Annotated in this window: 17 protein-coding genes, 1 pseudogene and 1 riboswitch; of the genes and pseudogenes, 3 read left to right on the top strand and 15 right to left on the bottom strand. The window is 33.1% G+C overall.

Going from position 1 to position 17,649, the window contains the following annotated elements; genetic code table 11:
* Positions 1–236: 236 nt before the first annotated feature.
* Complete coding sequence (locus ACTNDN_RS02180) at positions 237–809, bottom strand: metalloregulator ArsR/SmtB family transcription factor (RefSeq protein WP_031534135.1); 573 nt, start codon at positions 807–809, stop codon at positions 237–239.
* 215 nt (positions 810–1,024) lie between these two features.
* Positions 1,025–2,905: a PAS domain S-box protein gene (locus tag ACTNDN_RS02175; protein WP_031534133.1), complete on the bottom strand. Its 1,881-nt coding sequence runs from the start codon at positions 2,903–2,905 to the stop codon at positions 1,025–1,027.
* A 407-nt stretch (positions 2,906–3,312) separates the two neighbouring features.
* Between ACTNDN_RS02175 and ACTNDN_RS02170 the strand changes: the two genes are divergently transcribed.
* Positions 3,313–4,335: an acyltransferase family protein gene (locus tag ACTNDN_RS02170; protein ID WP_441130672.1), complete on the top strand. Its 1,023-nt coding sequence runs from the start codon at positions 3,313–3,315 to the stop codon at positions 4,333–4,335.
* Between the two features lie 51 nt (positions 4,336–4,386).
* On the opposite strand, the gene ACTNDN_RS02165 is transcribed toward ACTNDN_RS02170, so the two are convergent.
* The 3 genes from ACTNDN_RS02165 to ACTNDN_RS02155 all read right to left on the bottom strand — a co-directional run bounded on the left by ACTNDN_RS02165 (position 4,387) and on the right by ACTNDN_RS02155 (position 6,235).
* Positions 4,387–4,533 carry a hypothetical protein gene (locus tag ACTNDN_RS02165; protein WP_192840939.1) on the bottom strand — a complete coding sequence of 49 codons (147 nt, stop codon included), beginning with the start codon at positions 4,531–4,533 and terminating at the stop codon, positions 4,387–4,389.
* Positions 4,534–4,692 carry a hypothetical protein gene (locus tag ACTNDN_RS02160; RefSeq protein WP_192840940.1) on the bottom strand — a complete coding sequence of 53 codons (159 nt, stop codon included), beginning with the start codon at positions 4,690–4,692 and terminating at the stop codon, positions 4,534–4,536. It lies immediately after the preceding gene.
* Between the two features lie 187 nt (positions 4,693–4,879).
* Entirely contained in the window at positions 4,880–6,235 is a 1,356-nt protein-coding gene (locus ACTNDN_RS02155) for a TrkH family potassium uptake protein (protein WP_031534131.1), read from the bottom strand.
* Positions 6,236–6,651: 416 nt separating this feature from the next.
* Between ACTNDN_RS02155 and ACTNDN_RS02150 the strand changes: the two genes are divergently transcribed.
* Positions 6,652–6,846: an alpha/beta-type small acid-soluble spore protein gene (locus ACTNDN_RS02150; protein WP_031534129.1), complete on the top strand. Its 195-nt coding sequence runs from the start codon at positions 6,652–6,654 to the stop codon at positions 6,844–6,846.
* A 78-nt stretch (positions 6,847–6,924) separates the two neighbouring features.
* Here the strand turns inward: ACTNDN_RS02150 and ACTNDN_RS02145 are convergent, their stop codons facing one another.
* From ACTNDN_RS02145 to ACTNDN_RS02110, 8 genes are all read right to left on the bottom strand, one after another.
* Positions 6,925–7,698 carry a TerC family protein gene (locus tag ACTNDN_RS02145; RefSeq protein ID WP_031534127.1) on the bottom strand — a complete coding sequence of 258 codons (774 nt, stop codon included), beginning with the start codon at positions 7,696–7,698 and terminating at the stop codon, positions 6,925–6,927.
* Positions 7,699–7,820: 122 nt separating this feature from the next.
* A riboswitch (yybP-ykoY riboswitch) is annotated at positions 7,821–7,916 on the bottom strand.
* Positions 7,917–8,060: 144 nt separating this feature from the next.
* On the bottom strand, positions 8,061–8,534 hold the full coding sequence (locus tag ACTNDN_RS02140) for a hypothetical protein (RefSeq protein ID WP_441130669.1): 474 nt from the start codon (positions 8,532–8,534) through the stop codon (positions 8,061–8,063).
* Between the two features lie 233 nt (positions 8,535–8,767).
* Positions 8,768–9,547 carry an amino acid ABC transporter ATP-binding protein gene (locus ACTNDN_RS02135; RefSeq protein ID WP_031534123.1) on the bottom strand — a complete coding sequence of 260 codons (780 nt, stop codon included), beginning with the start codon at positions 9,545–9,547 and terminating at the stop codon, positions 8,768–8,770.
* 18 nt (positions 9,548–9,565) lie between these two features.
* On the bottom strand, positions 9,566–10,765 hold the full coding sequence (locus ACTNDN_RS02130; RefSeq protein ID WP_031534120.1) for an amino acid ABC transporter permease: 1,200 nt from the start codon (positions 10,763–10,765) through the stop codon (positions 9,566–9,568).
* A gap of 9 nt (positions 10,766–10,774) precedes the next feature.
* Positions 10,775–11,947 carry an amino acid ABC transporter permease gene (locus tag ACTNDN_RS02125; RefSeq protein ID WP_235250233.1) on the bottom strand — a complete coding sequence of 391 codons (1,173 nt, stop codon included), beginning with the start codon at positions 11,945–11,947 and terminating at the stop codon, positions 10,775–10,777.
* 92 nt (positions 11,948–12,039) lie between these two features.
* A complete protein-coding gene (locus tag ACTNDN_RS02120; RefSeq protein ID WP_235250263.1) occupies positions 12,040–13,110 on the bottom strand; it encodes an amino acid ABC transporter substrate-binding protein in 1,071 nt (356 codons plus the stop codon).
* Between the two features lie 679 nt (positions 13,111–13,789).
* Positions 13,790–15,370, bottom strand: coding sequence for a peptide chain release factor 3 (locus ACTNDN_RS02115; protein ID WP_235250277.1), 1,581 nt, complete (start codon positions 15,368–15,370; stop codon positions 13,790–13,792).
* Positions 15,371–15,541: 171 nt separating this feature from the next.
* Complete coding sequence (locus ACTNDN_RS02110) at positions 15,542–16,255, bottom strand: NAD-dependent deacylase (RefSeq protein ID WP_235250287.1); 714 nt, start codon at positions 16,253–16,255, stop codon at positions 15,542–15,544.
* 193 nt (positions 16,256–16,448) lie between these two features.
* Here ACTNDN_RS02110 and ACTNDN_RS02105 point away from each other — a divergent pair, with 193 nt between their 5' ends.
* Positions 16,449–17,216, top strand: a complete 768-nt coding sequence (locus tag ACTNDN_RS02105; protein WP_284561293.1) for a TatD family hydrolase — start codon at positions 16,449–16,451, stop codon at positions 17,214–17,216.
* 67 nt (positions 17,217–17,283) lie between these two features.
* Here the strand turns inward: ACTNDN_RS02105 and ACTNDN_RS02100 are convergent.
* Both ACTNDN_RS02100 and ACTNDN_RS02095 read right to left on the bottom strand, forming a co-directional pair.
* Positions 17,284–17,367: pseudogene (locus tag ACTNDN_RS02100) on the bottom strand (YjcZ family sporulation protein); the annotation flags it as partial.
* Between the two features lie 87 nt (positions 17,368–17,454).
* Complete coding sequence (locus ACTNDN_RS02095) at positions 17,455–17,559, bottom strand: YjcZ family sporulation protein (RefSeq protein WP_081836530.1); 105 nt, start codon at positions 17,557–17,559, stop codon at positions 17,455–17,457.
* Positions 17,560–17,649: the final 90 nt, after the last annotated feature.

The raw sequence follows: 17,649 nt of genomic DNA, 5'->3' as shown, positions 1-17,649 counted from the left end.
CAATTTGCACATCTAAGTTTAAAAGGCAGTTACTATCAATCATCAATAGCTATCACTTTTTCAGTGATCTCGATTTGCGAGAGTGAGATCCTATAGCCGAAACACGGGGATTAAAAGCTTTCCCATTTGAAAGCAAAGTGTATTTAGGCAGCGGATTATAGCAAAAATATTAACAAAAATACCGATCATTCTTTTAAGGACTGTGTTTGACTCTGTTGATCAGTCCTTCCTATTTTTTACTTTGCCCACATTTCCTCTGGATTAAGTTCATATATATTATTTTCTCTATACATAAAATGATTAATGATAAATTCTCTTCTAATAGTGGCATAATCATCAAAGTACTGTTTTATATGTTCATTTATTTCTTTTTCCTCATATTTTCTTCCAAAAACTAATCCTTTTAACATGTATTTGAATACTATTAATTTCTTCTTTCTTTGAGCAGGGATATTCTTAAGTCTCCCCTCTGCAGTAAAGAAGTTTTCGATAATTTTTGATTGTTCCTCATTGTTAACAGTCATTACACTTTCCTCCATTCCTATAGCAAGTTTTTTTAAGGCTTCTGTTTGCTGCAAAATAACAGATTTGTTTAAATAAAAATAAATCGTGTTCTTATCTCTTCTATCATAGACGATATTTATTTCACGCATTTTCTTTAAATGATGTGTAATCGTAGGGGCAGATAAGCCTAGTTTATCTGCTAAAGCTTGCCCATTCCATGGTTTGTTTGCTAATAAAGAAATAATTCTTATTCTCGTTGGGTCTCCCATTGTTTTATAAAAAGCAACCAATTTATCTAATTGCATTCAGCCACCTACTTTCATAACCTTCTAATTAGATACTAATAAAAGTAGTTGGTTGTGTCAAGAAAGAAAATCAGTATTAACTAATTCTTTTTTCCTATTGAAAAAACAACAATCTTTTAGAAAACGGACAAAGTTTACGAGATGCTTTCCCTTTTACCTTACTTCAACAAAAAAAGACCTAGTTTACATTAACGGGGTCTTTTGTAATAATTCCATTAGTCTATTTTGTTTATGTTTATTGGAAGTAGGAGGTGAAAAGTCGTACCAATGCCCAGCTCCGACTCTACTTTCACTTTCCCTTTATGGTCTTCTATTATTTGATAAGATACTAATAAACCTAATCCTGTTCCTTTTTCTTTTGTCGTATAAAAAGGCTCTCCGATTCTAGCTAGCTTTTCTTTACTCATCCCTTTTCCATTATCCTGGATTGATATATGGAAGTAATCTTGTTTTACTTCCATCGAAGCCTCGATTTCTCCGCCATCTTCTAATACCTCTATTGCATTTTTGATAATATTTATAAATACTTTTTTCATTTGATTAGGTTCACAGTAAATCATTGGAATTTCTTCTTCGTATTTTTTTATAAATTGAACATTTTGTAATACTGCTTGAGCATGAAGTAATTCCATCGTTTCATTCATAATCTGCCTTAAATCACTTTTTACATATTTGACTACCTGTGGCTTAGCAAGCAATAAAAATTCATTAATAATGGATTCAATTCTCGTTAGCTCCGATTTTATTACCCCAAAGTACATTTCATTTTCAGGAGAAGCCACATCTGTTTCTAATAGTTGAATAAACCCTTTTAAAGCTGTCATTGGATTACGAATTTCATGTGCTATTCCTGCTGCCAATTCTCCTACAACATTTAATGTAGATGATTTCCTCAGTTGTTCTTCCAAGATGGCATTCTCTGTAATATCACGTAGCGTAGTAATACTTAAGCCAGAATAAACATTAAATTTATTTCTATATTCTAGCTGTGTGTACTCCCATTTATTCTGAAATTTCACTGTATATAGTCCTTGATTTTGTCCTTCTTCCTTCAAATGAATTAATTTAGGCTTGATATCTTCGCCTATCGATTTAGCAGGAGGAAGAGTGGATAATAAATCTAGACCGATTACTTGCTCTTTATTTTTGCACAATAGACGTTCTGCCGCTTTATTCATATCTATTATTGTAAATTTCTGATCCCAAATAATAATACCATCAAAAACTTCTTCAAAAATATTTTCGAACATCGCCTTACTTTCTCTTATTTCCTCTTCCATTTTGTATCGTTCCGTTACATTGCGAAAAATACTCATATTTAAACCTTCCACCGAATGGAGTTTTGTTGTAAATTCCAGTATTTTCTTCTGCCCATTTGGCATCAAAAACATTAATTCATCACGATTTTCCTTTTGATGATATAAATTCATGACTATTTCAGCATATTGCTTATCTTTTTTATAAATATAGTCACTAATCTTCGAAGTCAGCAATTGTTCCTTCGTGCTTTCAAAAATTTTAAGAGCAGAGGCATTAGCTGCAATAATTTGCCCTGTTTCTTTCCATAGCATTATCCCATCTAGTGCTTCTGTAAAAAATTCATTATACAAAATTTGTGTTTCTTCTTTTTCTTTCTCTTTCTCTATTTCTTCTGTAATATTTTCGATGATTGTTACAAACCCCATATCATATGGCAAGCAACTTGTTAAGGTTTCAAAATAATGTAATTTATTATTAATTGTTAACGGTAATATGCTACGTTTTGAATGCAAATCAGATTTGGTTATTAGATTGTTAATATTATTTCTTATCATCGAACGCTCTTCTTGTTGAAGGAAGTGGGTTATATTTCTACCGACAACTTGATCAACTTTTAAGTTAAAGTTATCACAAAGAAATGTATTGATATCGCGAATAACACCATTTTTATCAAATATAATGATTCCTACATTTATTGTTTGGAAAGCAGTTGATCGCCTATCCTGTATATGACTCTTTTCCTCTAGTTTTTTTCTCAGAATTGTATTCTCTTTCTCGACTTCGCTTAGTTTCTTCTGCAATTGGCGATATTCTTCTGAATAGGATATACGATCCATCCTAGTGGTTACCCTCCTTACAAACGTAGTGTTTACATTATTCTACATAATTTCCGAATTTCCTTTACTTCTGGAAAAAATAAGAGAATAAAACTATTTTTATAAATAGGAAAAGGAAGCTCCCTATTTAAAAGAAACAAATGAATTGTCACAATCTATCCAATATATCCCTTTCTCCCCTATTATTTCTTAATAGAGACCCACAAAAAATTAAACAAATTTAAAGTTTTACCTGCTATGATAAATAAGATTTTTTCTCTTTGGGTTGTTCACCAGTTCATTTCATTTTTGTAATAAATAAAAGTTATTTATTTAACAGATTGACTACATGCGATTAAAACAAGGGATTTTGTGTTATATATAGTTAGTGAAATATATGATATTTCCATTCATGAAAGGATGAGTTTATGAAACAACGGGATTACTACTTTGATAATGCAAAATTTATTTTGATTTTTTTCGTTGTCTTCGGTCATTTTATCCAATCATTTATAAATGACAATCAAAATATTTATACGTTATATAAAGTAATTTACACTTTTCATATGCCGGCATTTATATTAATTTCGGGATTTTTTGCTAAGGGGATTGCGGAAAAGGGCTATATAAAAAAATATGCAAAGAAGCTGATTATTCCTTACCTGATCTTTCAATTAGTATACAGCATTTTTTATTATTTTCTTTATGGAAAGTCGACTTTTGCCATTGAACCGTTAACACCACATTGGTCATTATGGTTTTTAATTAGTTTATTTTTTTGGAACATCTTCTTATTAGCTTTTGTGAAATTAAAGCCGATACAAGGGATTATTATATCCCTACTTTTAGGACTTGCAATAGGTATGATTGACTGGACATCAACCTATTTAAGTTTAACAAGAACATTCGTTTTCTTCCCTTTATTCTTAATGGGCTTTTATATGAAGAAGGAACATTTCAATTTAGTTAAAACGAGAAAAGCTAAAATTAGCGCTATTATCATTTTCGCTCTTGTTTTTATCGGTTTTCATTTCTTTCCGTCGATTAATTATCAATGGTTATTTGGTTCTAAATCTTATGAGACATTAGGAGAAGGGTATATTGCAGGAATGGCAATGCGAGTATTTTTCTATATATTAAGCTTTCTAATGATTTTTTGTTTTTTCACATGTGTACCAAAAAGGGAGTATTTTTTTACTAAATTTGGTAAATCAACGTTATATGTATATTTATTACACGGTTTCTTTATTCGTCTTTTTAGACAAAGCGATTTGCCGGATATATTTGTATCTCCGAGATCCTATGTGATGATTGTCGTTGTATCATTCTTAATAACGATGCTGCTTTCAAGCAATATAATCATTTCTTTAACACAGCCGCTGATTGAGTTAAGAAGTTCAAAATTGAAACAACTACTCTTTAAACGGTCGACATATACTTCGAATAGATAGATTTTGAAGAATCTTCCCATCAGTTACGGATTCACTGATGGGAAGATTTCTTTATTTCCTTCTAGCTTTTCCCTTTACTTTATCTTTTGTTAACGCTTCTGTATCAAAGAATTTGCTTGCATTAACATCGCCAAATTCTTGACCAAATTCTACATTTGAGCTCTCTGTTTGTTTACGATTCTTTTGTTTTTTCGACATTTAATTTCCCTCTCTTCCTTGCTTAGAATTTCGATTAGCACCTTTGATTGGGTTCTCGCCTCTGCTAAATTCAGCAGAAAATTCCGTTTCTTGGATGTTTTTCTTCGGAGTTTTACTATATTTTTCTACACTATTAAATTCAGCCTTGCGCTTTGCCATTTTTGTCATCTCTCCTTTCACACTTACATTCTTATTATTCACAAGCAAAAAGAAGATATGCTTCCCTACATTTGTTAAAACGGAATAAGGTACACAAGTATTCTAACTATAAAAAAACCCAAACAAGTACAATTGTTGTTCGGGTTATTAATTAGTTATAATAGGCTGTTTTAGTAAAATTGGTGTTTCACCCAATAATGATTCGTTCTTTTGGATAGTGGAAATTATCTTTTTTCTCTTTTCCACCGATGATATAGATGAAAGAAGTCAATCCAATTCTTCCGATAAACATGAGGAGCATAATTACACATTTTCCAAAGTTAGATAATTCTGGAGTCAAGCCTAAGGAAAGCCCTGTAGTACCGAAAGCAGAACAAACTTCAAAAAGAATTGCAATAAGAGAGGCATTTTCAGATATGGAAAGAGCAATAACAGCGACAATACAAATACCAGTTGCAAATATTGTTACTACTAATGATTTTATTATATCCTCTTCATGTATTTCTCTTTTAAAGATCTTTATATGTCTGTTTCCATTTGCATAATGATAAATAAATAATATGTTTAATGCAAAGGTTGTCGTTCGTATCCCCCCACCGACTGAACTTGGAGAAGCTCCAATAAACATAAGGAAACAAAAAATAAGCAATGTCGTAATAGAAAAAGCATTTAAATCCATTGTTGCTAACCCACCGCTTCGTGTAGACGTAGAATGGAAAAAGGCATTAAAGAATATTTGGTGCCAGTTCATTCCTGCATAATAATTACCCCATTCTAAAAGAATAAACATAATTGTTCCAAATAACAAAAGAAAACCAAACGTCATGGTCGTTAACTTTGTAAATAAAGAAAATTTAAGATTCACATTCCCTTCTTTTGGAAAAAGATAATTCTTTCCTTCAATTAATACTGGAAAACCGATTGCTCCCAATGTAATTAGAATGATATTTACCAACTGTACAAAATAATCATCCTTAAATGGAATAAGAGATTGTCCTGTTAAATCTAAACCTCCGTTTGTTGTAGCACTAACGGACGCAAAAGCTCCATGTAAAAGAGATTCTTTCCAGGTAGGATAATAATTATGGAATTGCAATGTAAGAATAATAGCTCCAACAACTTCAATGATTACAATAATTTTAAAGATTTCTCTAATTAAATTGACTAACCCTGACAGATTAGACTGATTGTGATCAATCATAATTAACTGTCTCTCTCTTAATCCTATCTTCCTCCGAAAAATCATCCAGAAAAATGTTCCTATAGCCATAACGCCAATTCCGCCAAATTGTAAAACAAGCATTAAGATGATAATTCCATATGTACTATATGTCTCTGCGATATTAATTACCGTTAGTCCTGTTACACTTACTGCTGTTACTGCAGTAAAAAGTGTATCCATAAACGATACCGTTACTCCTTCTTTATGTACACCTGGTAAACTCAATAACAGAACAGATATACTAACTGCTAAAATATAATAGCTGGTTATCATTTGCGCAGGAGTTAGGTTTTGAAGGACTAACTTAAACTTCTTGCCCATTAAAAAACAATCCCTTTCTTTCAAAGCTAATTAATTAAAGACCTTTTTTAACAAGATCCTTTATGCATGGATAATAAACAGTATAAGTTATCTATCCCTAGTCGTACAACCTTATATTATAATTGTTTATTTAACTTTTATAGAGGCACTGTAACATTATACGATACGCAAATGTAGTTGGGAAAGATTCATTTTTTTTGAAATTCTTTTCATAAAGCAAATGACAAGAACAAATTTTTCAAAAAATTTATGTTGATTGTAATTTATCCTATTTTCTCCCATATAAACAAACATTACCACTAATGAACTTCAATAAAATCCATATATTATTAATACAGAATCATTTATCATTTCCATATAAATTGCAAATGAATTTGATAAATAATCACTGTACTATTAATAAGGAGGAAAAAAGAATGGCTTCTAGTAATAAATTATTAGTTCCGGGAATTGAACAATATTTAGATAGTGTGAAATATGAAATTGCACAAGAATTTGGAGTGAATTTAGGATCAGATACCATTTCTCGTGCCAACGGCTCTGTCGGCGGAGAAATTACAAAAAGACTTGTTCAACAAGCACAAGCAGAACTATCAGGTAAAACACAGTAATATCGCTAATCTAGCGTAGTTTGTTGAATAAATTATTAGAAAAAGCCATTCCAAATATGGATGGCTTTTTCTAACCTTTTATGCATTGCTTTCCTTTGTTTTAACAGCTTCTTTATTGGAAAAGAAATATCCCCCAATTGCAATTGCTACCAATACAACCCAGAAAATCCCTTTCCATATTTTAGATTCTGGAAAATGTTCATCTAGGAATCCTACTGATGGATGTGCTAAAGTAAATACAGCTAATTTCACACCAACCCAACCAACAATTAAAAATGCTGCTGTTTCAAGAGACGGGCGGGAATGAAGTAACTTGACAAACCAGTTTGCTGCGAAACGCATGATGATTAATCCAATCAAACCACCCATGAACATAACTAAAAATTGTCCGCCATCAATTCCACCAAGCGAAAACCAATTTGTTTTTGGTAAGGTAATTGCAAGCGCAACTGCCGCTAACATAGAATCGATTGCAAAAGCAATATCTGCTAACTCTACTTTTAAAACAGTCATCCAAAAACCAGATTGTTTCTTCGTCTTCTTCTCCTTATCCCCTTCATTCTTCTTCGCATATTTGCCATAAATATTATGCACCGCAATGAAGAGAAGATAAATGGCACCTATCGCTTGAACTTGCCATACGTCTACCAAAAACGAAATCATAAATAATGTAGCAAAACGGAAAACAAACGCACCCAATAGGCCATAAAAAAGCGCCTTTTTTTGTTGCTCAGCAGGTAAATGTTTAACCATAACCGCCATAACTACTGCATTATCTGCTGCCAATAACCCCTCTAATACAACTAGAATTAATAAAACCCAACCATACTCTAATAACATGCTCGCATCCAATAATTTTTCCCCCTTTAGGTATTTATTTGTATACTTCCTATTAGCAGGTTTTGCTACAACTCTCGTTATTATGTACAAAAGTGCGCAAAAAAGACCTTTGCCAAATAGGCAAAGGTCTTGCTAAGCACTAATATGCCAACAAAGCCGATGGCAAATGCCATGAACTGACGACTTTGTTTTAGGTATCAACCTAAAAGCTACTCCCCTTTGAGTAGTATACAAATATTAATATGTATTAATTATATACATAGTTGAGCTATTTTGCCAATAGTTTTTTATATTTTTTTATTTTACTGATAATTTTTTGAATAAACATAATGAATCCTATGCTTCCACCCTATATCTAGGATCTAGCATACGTTTCACAAATGTCTCTTTTTCCTATAATAGATTAAACAATACTTTACTATATGACCGCAAATGATACCAGGTATCAAAAAAACCATCGGTAAAAAAACAGGACCGAACAATACGCCAAATAGCTTCAACTTTGTTGAATAAAAAACGCCCACCGTAACAAAATATGCGCAAAAAACAAATGGCAAAAATGCGTATTCATTGTCTGTATCCATTACTTCTTTATAAGCATCCCACATCGCAAACATATATAAACACGGATAAAACAATATCCATTGAAAGTCTATTACGTTTATCGCTTCTTGGATATTGCCACAAAAACTAAGCATAATTGCCATATTGAAGTTACTTTTCGCATTTATAATAAACTCTAAAATAACAAACAATGTTCCTTTCCAATATTTTTTCAATAACAACTGACTAAAACCTGGAAGTGCAATACTCCACATGATTGCTTCAAGTCTACTTAGGCCCTTCATTGGTATCACCATCTATTTTTCTGTACCTACTTATATAATTATCAAAATAGTGATTTTTTATACAAAATGAATTTCTAAATTTTTACATCATTAAAAAACTTACTATACTGCACCAATATTCTTATTTATCCACCCCTCTCCTCTTGCTTATGAGAATTGCAGAAAGATAGTTGGTGATGAAGTTGCGTTATATTAAAATAGAATAAACAAAAAAAAGGCCAAATGGCCTTTTTTTAAAGTATCTGAGATAAGAAAGCTTTCGTCCGTTCATGCTTAGGATTGTCAAATAATTCTTCTGGTTTACCCATTTCTACAATTTCTCCTTTATCAAAAAGGATAATACGGTCTGCTACTTGTCTTGCGAATCCCATTTCATGTGTTACGACAAGCATAGTCATACCAGATTCTGCCAGAGTTTTCATAACATCTAATACTTCTTTTACCATTTCTGGATCGAGTGCAGATGTAGGTTCATCAAATAGCATTATCTTAGGCTGCATCGCTAATGCTCTTGCAATTGCAACACGCTGCTGTTGCCCACCTGATAATTGTCCAGGGTATTTATTCGCTTGTTCAGGAATACCTACCCTTTCTAGCAAATCCTTTGCAATTTGCTCCGCTTTTGTTTTCTTCCACTTTCTCACCCAGATAGGAGCTAAAGAAATATTTTTCAAAATTGTCATATGTGGAAATAAATTAAAGGATTGAAATACCATTCCCGTTTCTTTACGAATCTCTTCAATATTTTTAACATCATCAGTTAATGCAATATCATCAACAATGATTTCACCTTTTTGAAATTCTTCTAAAGCATTAATCGTACGAATAAAGGTTGATTTGCCTGACCCAGATGGTCCTAAAATAACGATAACCTCTCCTTGCTTAACCGTAAGATCTACATCCTTTAATACATGATGATCTCCATACCATTTATTCAATTTATTTACTTTAATAATATCTTCTCTCTCCGTTAAAGGGGTTGTTAATTTATTTACTCCAAATACACTTTCCATATAATCCGATTCTCCTTTCTATCTCGTTCCAACACCAAGTGATTTTTCGATATGTTTACTTACATGGGACATTAAAAAGCAGAAAATGAAGTATATAAACGCAATGACAATGTATAACTCCATATATTTTCCTAGATATTCAGGGTTGGCAGCGATTTTTTTCCCCATACCAAGGAAATCCGCTAATCCTATCACCGCAACCAATGATGTATCTTTAAAAACAGAAATAAATTGTCCAACCATTGCAGGAATAACGGCTTTTAAGGCTTGTGGCAAAACAACAAAAATCATTACTTTGACATTATTTAACCCAAGTGCCTGTGCTGCTTCGAATTGTCCTCTCGGAATCGATTGTAATCCACCGCGAATATTTTCTGCTAAATATGCGGCACTAAATAGGGTGAATGCAATCATGGCACGAACAACATTGTCTAATTGAATACCTCCAAGAAACATAGGAAGCAATAATTGTGCAATAAATAAAACCATAATGAGAGGCATTCCACGAATTAATTCTATATACAGAATACAGCAATACTTTATTATAGGCAGTTTACTTCGTCTACCTACTGCAAGTAATAAACCTATTGGAAAAGAACAAATAATTGCTACCGACGCAATTACTAAAGTTAATAAGAATCCTCCCCAAACATTTGATTTTACAGGCTCTAATACTCCAAATCCGTTAATGATAGAAAGACAGATTGGAATATATAATATCCATAGTACAAGCATAGGAATTTTTAATTTTGGAACATATTTCCCAACGAAATAAAAAACAACAATCGTAGCAATACATGAAAACAAGTATACTTTGGATTCATTTTCTGTATACGGAAGAATGCCGAATACTAATAATAGAGCACCAAGACTAATTGCTACATGACCGATTATCCCTCTCCAAACTCCCCAAGAAGTACCTAATAACACAGACATAAATAAAAGGGATACCCACAATCTCCAAATTTCTTCTATTGGAAATTGCCCAACAAATAGTAGTCTCAAATTATCAGTGACAACATTCCATTCACTGGCAAATAAAAATTTCCCTATATTTGCAAGTAAATAAATTGTAAACATTAGGGTCACAATCGTTACTATTGCATTTTTCCAGTCTTTAAATAAATTATTTTTAAGCCATAACTGTAGTTTTTTCTGACTATTTAATTTTGTGGTTTCCATAACTGGTTCCGTGTTTTCTAATTGTATATTATCCAATTCGCTTCCCTACCTTTCTACCAGCTGGAATTTTTTGTTGAAAAGATTCATTAACAGGGATGTAGTTAAGCTAAACAGTAAATATACAGAAATTACAATTAATAGTGTCTCTAACGTATGTCCTGTTTGATTAATGATTGTATTTCCGATTCCAACAATATCTTGATATGCTACCGCCATCGCTAAGCTTGAGTTTTTTATTAAATTTAAATACTGGCTTGTCAACGGCGGGATAATTATTCTGATTGCCTGTGGAAAAATAATTAACCGAAGCGCAGTGCGACTTTTAAAGCCAAGTGCTTTTGCAGCTTCTGTCTGTCCTTTTGGAACGCCCATAATTCCAGCACGGACAATTTCTGAAATATAAGTAGATGTATAGATAGTTAGTGCCACGAGCACAGACATAAACCCAATAGATAAAGATGTTCCACCATCAAAAGAATTTCCATTAAAAACTGGAACAGATAGACCAAATGGGCCATTTCCTAAAACAAGAAAAGTAATAATCGCGCCAATTACTATTAATCCGATACTGGAGATTAGTGGATATGTAGATTTACCTGATTCTAATGATACCTTTGTTAATATTCTGAATAAAAATACACTACCTACAATGAGGAGAATGAGTACGATTAACCAAATAAGCGTATTATCTTGTAATGTAAACCATGGGATGGATGCCCCTCTATTAGAAAAATAGAAAGAACCGATAGAGAGTGCTTCTTGTATTTTTGGCATCGGTAAAAATACGGCAAAATTCCATATAAATATTTGTACCAAAAGGGGAGTATTTCTAAAAACCTCTACATATACAGTAGCCACCTTGCTTACTAACCAGTTATCAGATAAACGTGCAACACCCACTATAACTCCGATAATGCTTGCAAATATAATTCCAAAAATAGAAACCTTAAACGTATTTAATAATCCTACCAATAATGCACGTATATATGGATCATCAGGTGTATAGCTAATAATAGATTCTGAAATCGGAAAAGATGCTTTTAAAGTTAAATAATCTAATCCTAATGTCAATCCTATTTGTTCAAGACCAGATATCACATTATTGACCATAAAAATAATCACTGTTCCTACTAAAATGACAAAGAGGATTTGAGCAATAATCGGTATTATTTTTCTATTTCTCCAAAGAGGAGTCGATGTTGTCTTTTTTACTTCCACTCTTTCTCACCTCTCACCTAAAAGAATAGGGGGTACTCAAAAGGGTATGACAATTTGAGAACCCCCCTTATTTTTAAACTTAATAATTCATATTAACGGAACGGAATAGAGTACAATAATCCGCCATCACTATATAATGCATTTTGAGCACGCTCTAATTTGAACACTGTATCTGGACCTAAGTTACGGTCATAAATTTCACCATAGTTACCGACTTGTTTAATTACTTGGTAGGCAAAGTCATTAGATAGTCCTAATTGTTCACCAAGGTTTCCTTCTACTCCTAATAAACGTTGAATTTCTGGATTTTCACTAGTTAAGAAATCATCTACGTTTTGAGACGTAATACCAAATTCTTCTGCTTGAATTGTTGCAAATACAATCCAAGTTACCGCATCTGCCCATTTTTCATCTCCATCTTTAACAGCTGGAGCTAAAGGTTCTTTTGAAAGTGTTTCTTCCAAAATAATATGTGCATCTGGATCTTGTAATGTAGACTGACGAGAAACTAGTCCTGATTTATCTGTTGTCCATGCATCGATTGAGCCTTGCTCATATGCAGCTATTACTGCATCAGCATTATCAAATGTTTGTGCTGTATAGTTAACGCCTGCCGCTTTCATTTGATCCGCTAAGTTTAATTCAGTTGTTGTTCCTGTTTCTACACCAATTGTTTTTCCTTCTAAATCTTGTAACGTTTTGATATTACTATCTTTCGGTACCATAATTCCTTGCCCATCGTAGAAAATTACTGGAGCAAAGCTTAAGCCTACTTCGGCATCACGGTTTGTTGTCCAAGTTGTGTTACGTACTAACACATCAACTTCACCAGACTGAACAGCGGTGAAACGGTCGGTAGCTGATAATGGTCTAAATTCAATTTTCGTTGCATCTCCAAGTACTCCTGCTGCAACTGCTTTTGCAAAATCAACATCAAAACCAGTATTTTCTCCATCTGATCCTATGTATCCAAAGCCAGGAAGTGCATCATTAATACCAGCTTTTAAAGTTCCTCTTTCTTTTATAGTATCAAGTAGACTGCTAGAATTTGATGTTTCTCCACTGCTACCATCCTCGTCAGATCCTGTCTTACTTGAACAGCCGGCTAAAGCAAGTACAAGCACTAGTAAAATGCTAAGAGTAAGCGAAAAACTTTTTTTCATGCAACATATCCCCCTATTATCTATTTTGTTATCATACTACCTGACTTCCATTGAACGAATATTCAATCTTTTTAACTTAATAGAATACTCTTATTGCATCGAAAGATAGTATCATCATTGCTAAATTGCTAACAAGTCAAATATGTTAACATTTGTTTGTTAACTTTTATAACAACTTGTTTTTATTATACCTATTTTTTTTCTAAATACAAATAGTTTTTTGAAAACTTTTAATTTTTATAATTATCGCGTGTTAATTATTTATTTAGACATACAAAAACCTTATATATCAGTAATTCGACTATCGAAAGACTTTTATTCCTACTATGAATACTAATAATTTATTAATTATTTTAATAATTATCAGAAAAAACAAATAGTATTCTTCTAAAATATATTATACCAACATAATAATCTCTCTCCTTTTTCAATAAACACTTGTTTTCTTCATCTATTTTCCTTCCTACATTTGTTCAAAAACCTGACATACTCTTTAGACATATCTCCTCCTTCCTATGATATCTTTTTATTGATTGACCATCCTAATGAATCAATCTAAATAGATTACATAGGGTCCCTTGGAAACAAGAATTATTCCAAATAAAAAAAGACTGTTCCAGCCATGGAACCCCCCTTAAACAAACAGGGGATATCCATTTGAAACAATCTTATTTCTATCTTATTCTTGTTCATCCATCGGATTAAATAATTTCATTTCTGGATTTTTATCTTGGAACCATCTTAAGGCAAATTCATTTTCAAATAAAAATGCTTTTTTGCCGAAACGATCCTCCACCAATAAGCTTCTTCCACTAGAAAGATTTTCATTCACTTCTTCATCTACTAGCCAACGAGCAATTTTAGAGCCAACATGTTCCATAATTACTTCAACATTGTATTCATTTCTCATGCGGTGCTCAAACACTTCAAATTGCAATTGACCTACTGCTCCAAGAAGATAATCTTCCGTTTTAACAGTCTTATACAGCTGAATTGCTCCTTCTTGAACAAGCTGCTGAATCCCTTTATGAAAATGCTTTTGTTTCATTACATTTTTTGCTGTTACCTTTACAAAAAGCTCTGGTGTAAACTGTGGTAATTTTTCATACTGAAAGGATGTTTTACTAACCGTTAACGTATCTCCAATTTGATAAAATCCTGGGTCATATAATCCAATAATATCCCCACTAACCGCTTCATTTACAGTGCTTCTGTCATCTGCCATAAATTGAGTCGATTGAGCTAGCTTCACTTGTTTTCCAGTTCTCGGTAAATTAACAGTCATTCCTCGTTCGAATTTCCCAGAACAAATCCGTAGGAATGCGATACGATCACGGTGAGCTGGATTCATATTCGCTTGAATCTTAAAAATAAACCCTGAAAATTCCTCAGAAAGCGGATCAATCTCGCCAACAGAAGAGTTTCTTGCTTGTGGCGATGGAGCAAATTGCAAGTAGGTTTCTAAAAACGTTTGAACACCAAAGTTGCTTAAGGCACTCCCAAAAAATACTGGCGTTAAATCCCCATTGTTTATTTTCTCCTCAGAGAATTCATTCCCTGCTTCATTTAATAGCATAATCTCTTCTAACGTTTGATCATATAAGGAATCCCGTTTAATTGGATGGTCTCCCTCAATTTCGCCATCTTCATTCAGCGGAATATACTTATCAGTATCTTCTACACGGAACTGTTCAATCCGTTTATAAAAACGATCATATATTCCTAAAAATTCTTTTCCCATTCCAATTGGCCAATTCATTGGATAGGACTCTATTCCCATCACTTCTTCCAATTCTGCAAGTAACTCAAGAGGTGCTTTCCCTTGGCGATCCAATTTATTTATAAAAGTAAAAATAGGAATACCCCTCATTTTACAAACTTTAAATAGCTTTAATGTTTGTTCCTCTATCCCTTTTGCAGAATCAATAATCATGACAGCACTATCAACTGCTGTAAGTGTACGATAAGTGTCCTCACTAAAGTCTTGGTGACCTGGTGTATCCAAAATATTTACGCGTGCATCTTGATAATCAAATTGCATCACACTGGAAGTAACAGAGATTCCTCTTTGCTTTTCTATCTCCATCCAGTCACTTGTTGCATATTTCCCTGTCTTCTTCCCTTTAACAGTTCCAGCATCGCGAATAGCGCCACCGAATAGTAATAATTTTTCCGTTAATGTCGTTTTACCAGCATCCGGATGGGAAATAATCGCAAAGGTGCGACGTGACAGTACATCCTGTTTAAAATTCTTTGACATGTTACTTTCCTCTCTTTTTACGCTTTCAAATTTAGTCCATTCCCTTATATTATCTCGATATATCAAAGTTTGCAATGGGTTTAAATGTATTTAAACTAGTTTTATTTCGACTATTTTCTTCTATATTCTCAAAGAAGCTTTAATTTCTTTTGCTCTCCCCCATACTGTTCATTATAGCTTAGAATTTATTTCCTCTAATACGCTGCCAATTGGTTCATGAATAACGATATCTGCAATCCCATCCATTTCTGTTGGTTCTTTGTTTACTATAATTAACTTAGCTCCCGTTTCACTTGCTAGCAATGGAAATTGATTTGCTGGTGATACTGATAAAGAAGAACCTAATACTAAAAAAACATCTGATTTAATGGCAGCTTCTTCTGCCGTTAAAAAAGGCTGTTCTGGGAGCATTTCACCAAAGAGTATAATGGAGGGTCTCAATACACCACCACAGCCACATGTATAATTATCATGTAGATATTCTTCACTTAGATAGCTTCTTCCACACGTTTCACAATGAACCTTTTTTAGTGTCCCATGTAGTTCAGCGACTTTCTCACTTCCTGCTTCTTGATGAAATCCATCAACATTTTGGGTAATGATTTGTTTTAAATACCCCTTTCTTTCCCATTCAGCCAGAATTTCATGCCCTTTATGTGGCTTGAAGTCATGGATACCTTGTACTCTTTTTCTATAAAAATCGGTGAATTCTTGTAAATGATTATTTAAGGCATTCGTACTGGAAAGATATTGCTTTTGTTCGGTTGTCCATAATCCACGGTTAGCTGACCGAAAATCTGGTAATCCACTTTCTGTTGACATACCTGCACCTGTAAATACAACTAAATGATTTGCAGACTTGATTAATTTTACTAATGAAACCATCTTACACTCCCCCTTACGTACCTCTTATCCCTTCATTTTATCAAATGGATGAAAGTACTCAAAATCAATGTTCTTTCCTATTAATTTCGATTGGTTTCCTACTCTTTCCTTCTGTTATAATGAATGAAAGAAAATATCTATTATTGGAGACTATAAGTCATTTCTCCAATCTAACATTTAAAGGTGATGAAAGATGAAACAGATAATAGATGCACATATTCATTTAGATCAGTACAGCAGAGACGATATACTTCGTTTTGCTATGGAAGAAACAGTGCAATATGCCATCAGTGTTTCAAGTAATTTAGAATCATGTAAAAAAACGAAAAAACTGAGCCAGGAGTTCGCTTTTATTAAAGCCGCATATGGATATCATCCCGAACAATCTATCCCTTCTGACAAATCCTTATCTGCTCTATTTACATGGATGCACGAAAATCAAGAAAGCATGACTGCAATTGGTGAAGTTGGTTTGCCCCATTATATACGGAGAAAATCTCCTTCTTGCATTCCTTTAGAACCTTATATGGAAATTTTGGAGCTATTTATTATATTTGCAAAAAAATTTAAAAAACCCGTTATTCTACATAGTATTTACGAAGAAGCAGATATCGCTATTCATTTACTTGAAAAACACAGCTTCTCAAAGGCACATTTTCACTGGTTTAAGGGAAATCCCAAAACAATAGAACAAATGATATCAAATGGTTATTCTATTTCCATTACTCCTGATTTATTATATAAGGAAAAAACTCGCCAACTTGCAAAACTATACCCAATTGAAAATATAATGGTAGAAACAGATGGCCCTTGGTCACTCGAAGGACCTTATCACCATCAAAAAACTGTTCCAATGATGATTCACGATACCGTTCACTATTTATCGGCAATTAAAAACATTACATTACCAGATATGTACAACCAGCTTTTGAAAAACACGAAAAATTTTTACTCTATTTAATTGATCGCTATAGTAGTAGAGAAAAGGAGACTGATCCCTTCGAATCAGTCTCCACCTTTTCAACATTTTACCATTTGAAACAAGCTGCACCTACAATGATTAAAAGAATGAATAAAACAACGATTAAGGCGAAACCTCCGCCGTAACCTCCACCACCATAGCCATAGCTAGGATATCCACAACCACCATATCCGTACATTCTAGTTCCTCCTTTTACATTCTATTCAGTTACGGATTATTAAAATCCGCCGTAACCCCAAGAAGCACCGATAATCACCAATAAAATAAATAATACTACTAAAAGAGCGAAACCTCCGCCGTAACCTACTCCAACTTCACCCATGAATAAAAACCTCCTTTTTTTGATTCCATATATCCTATTCAGGAATCTAAAATGTGCGATAGACAAATGCACATTTTTTAGGTTTTTTAA

Source organism: Niallia sp. HCP3S3_B10 (assembly GCF_052064465.1).
GTDB classification, from domain to species: Bacteria; Bacillota; Bacilli; order Bacillales; family Cytobacillaceae; genus Niallia; species Niallia hominis.
Note: the sequence above shows the minus strand (reverse complement) of the source record. Positions and strands in the feature narration are given on the sequence as shown.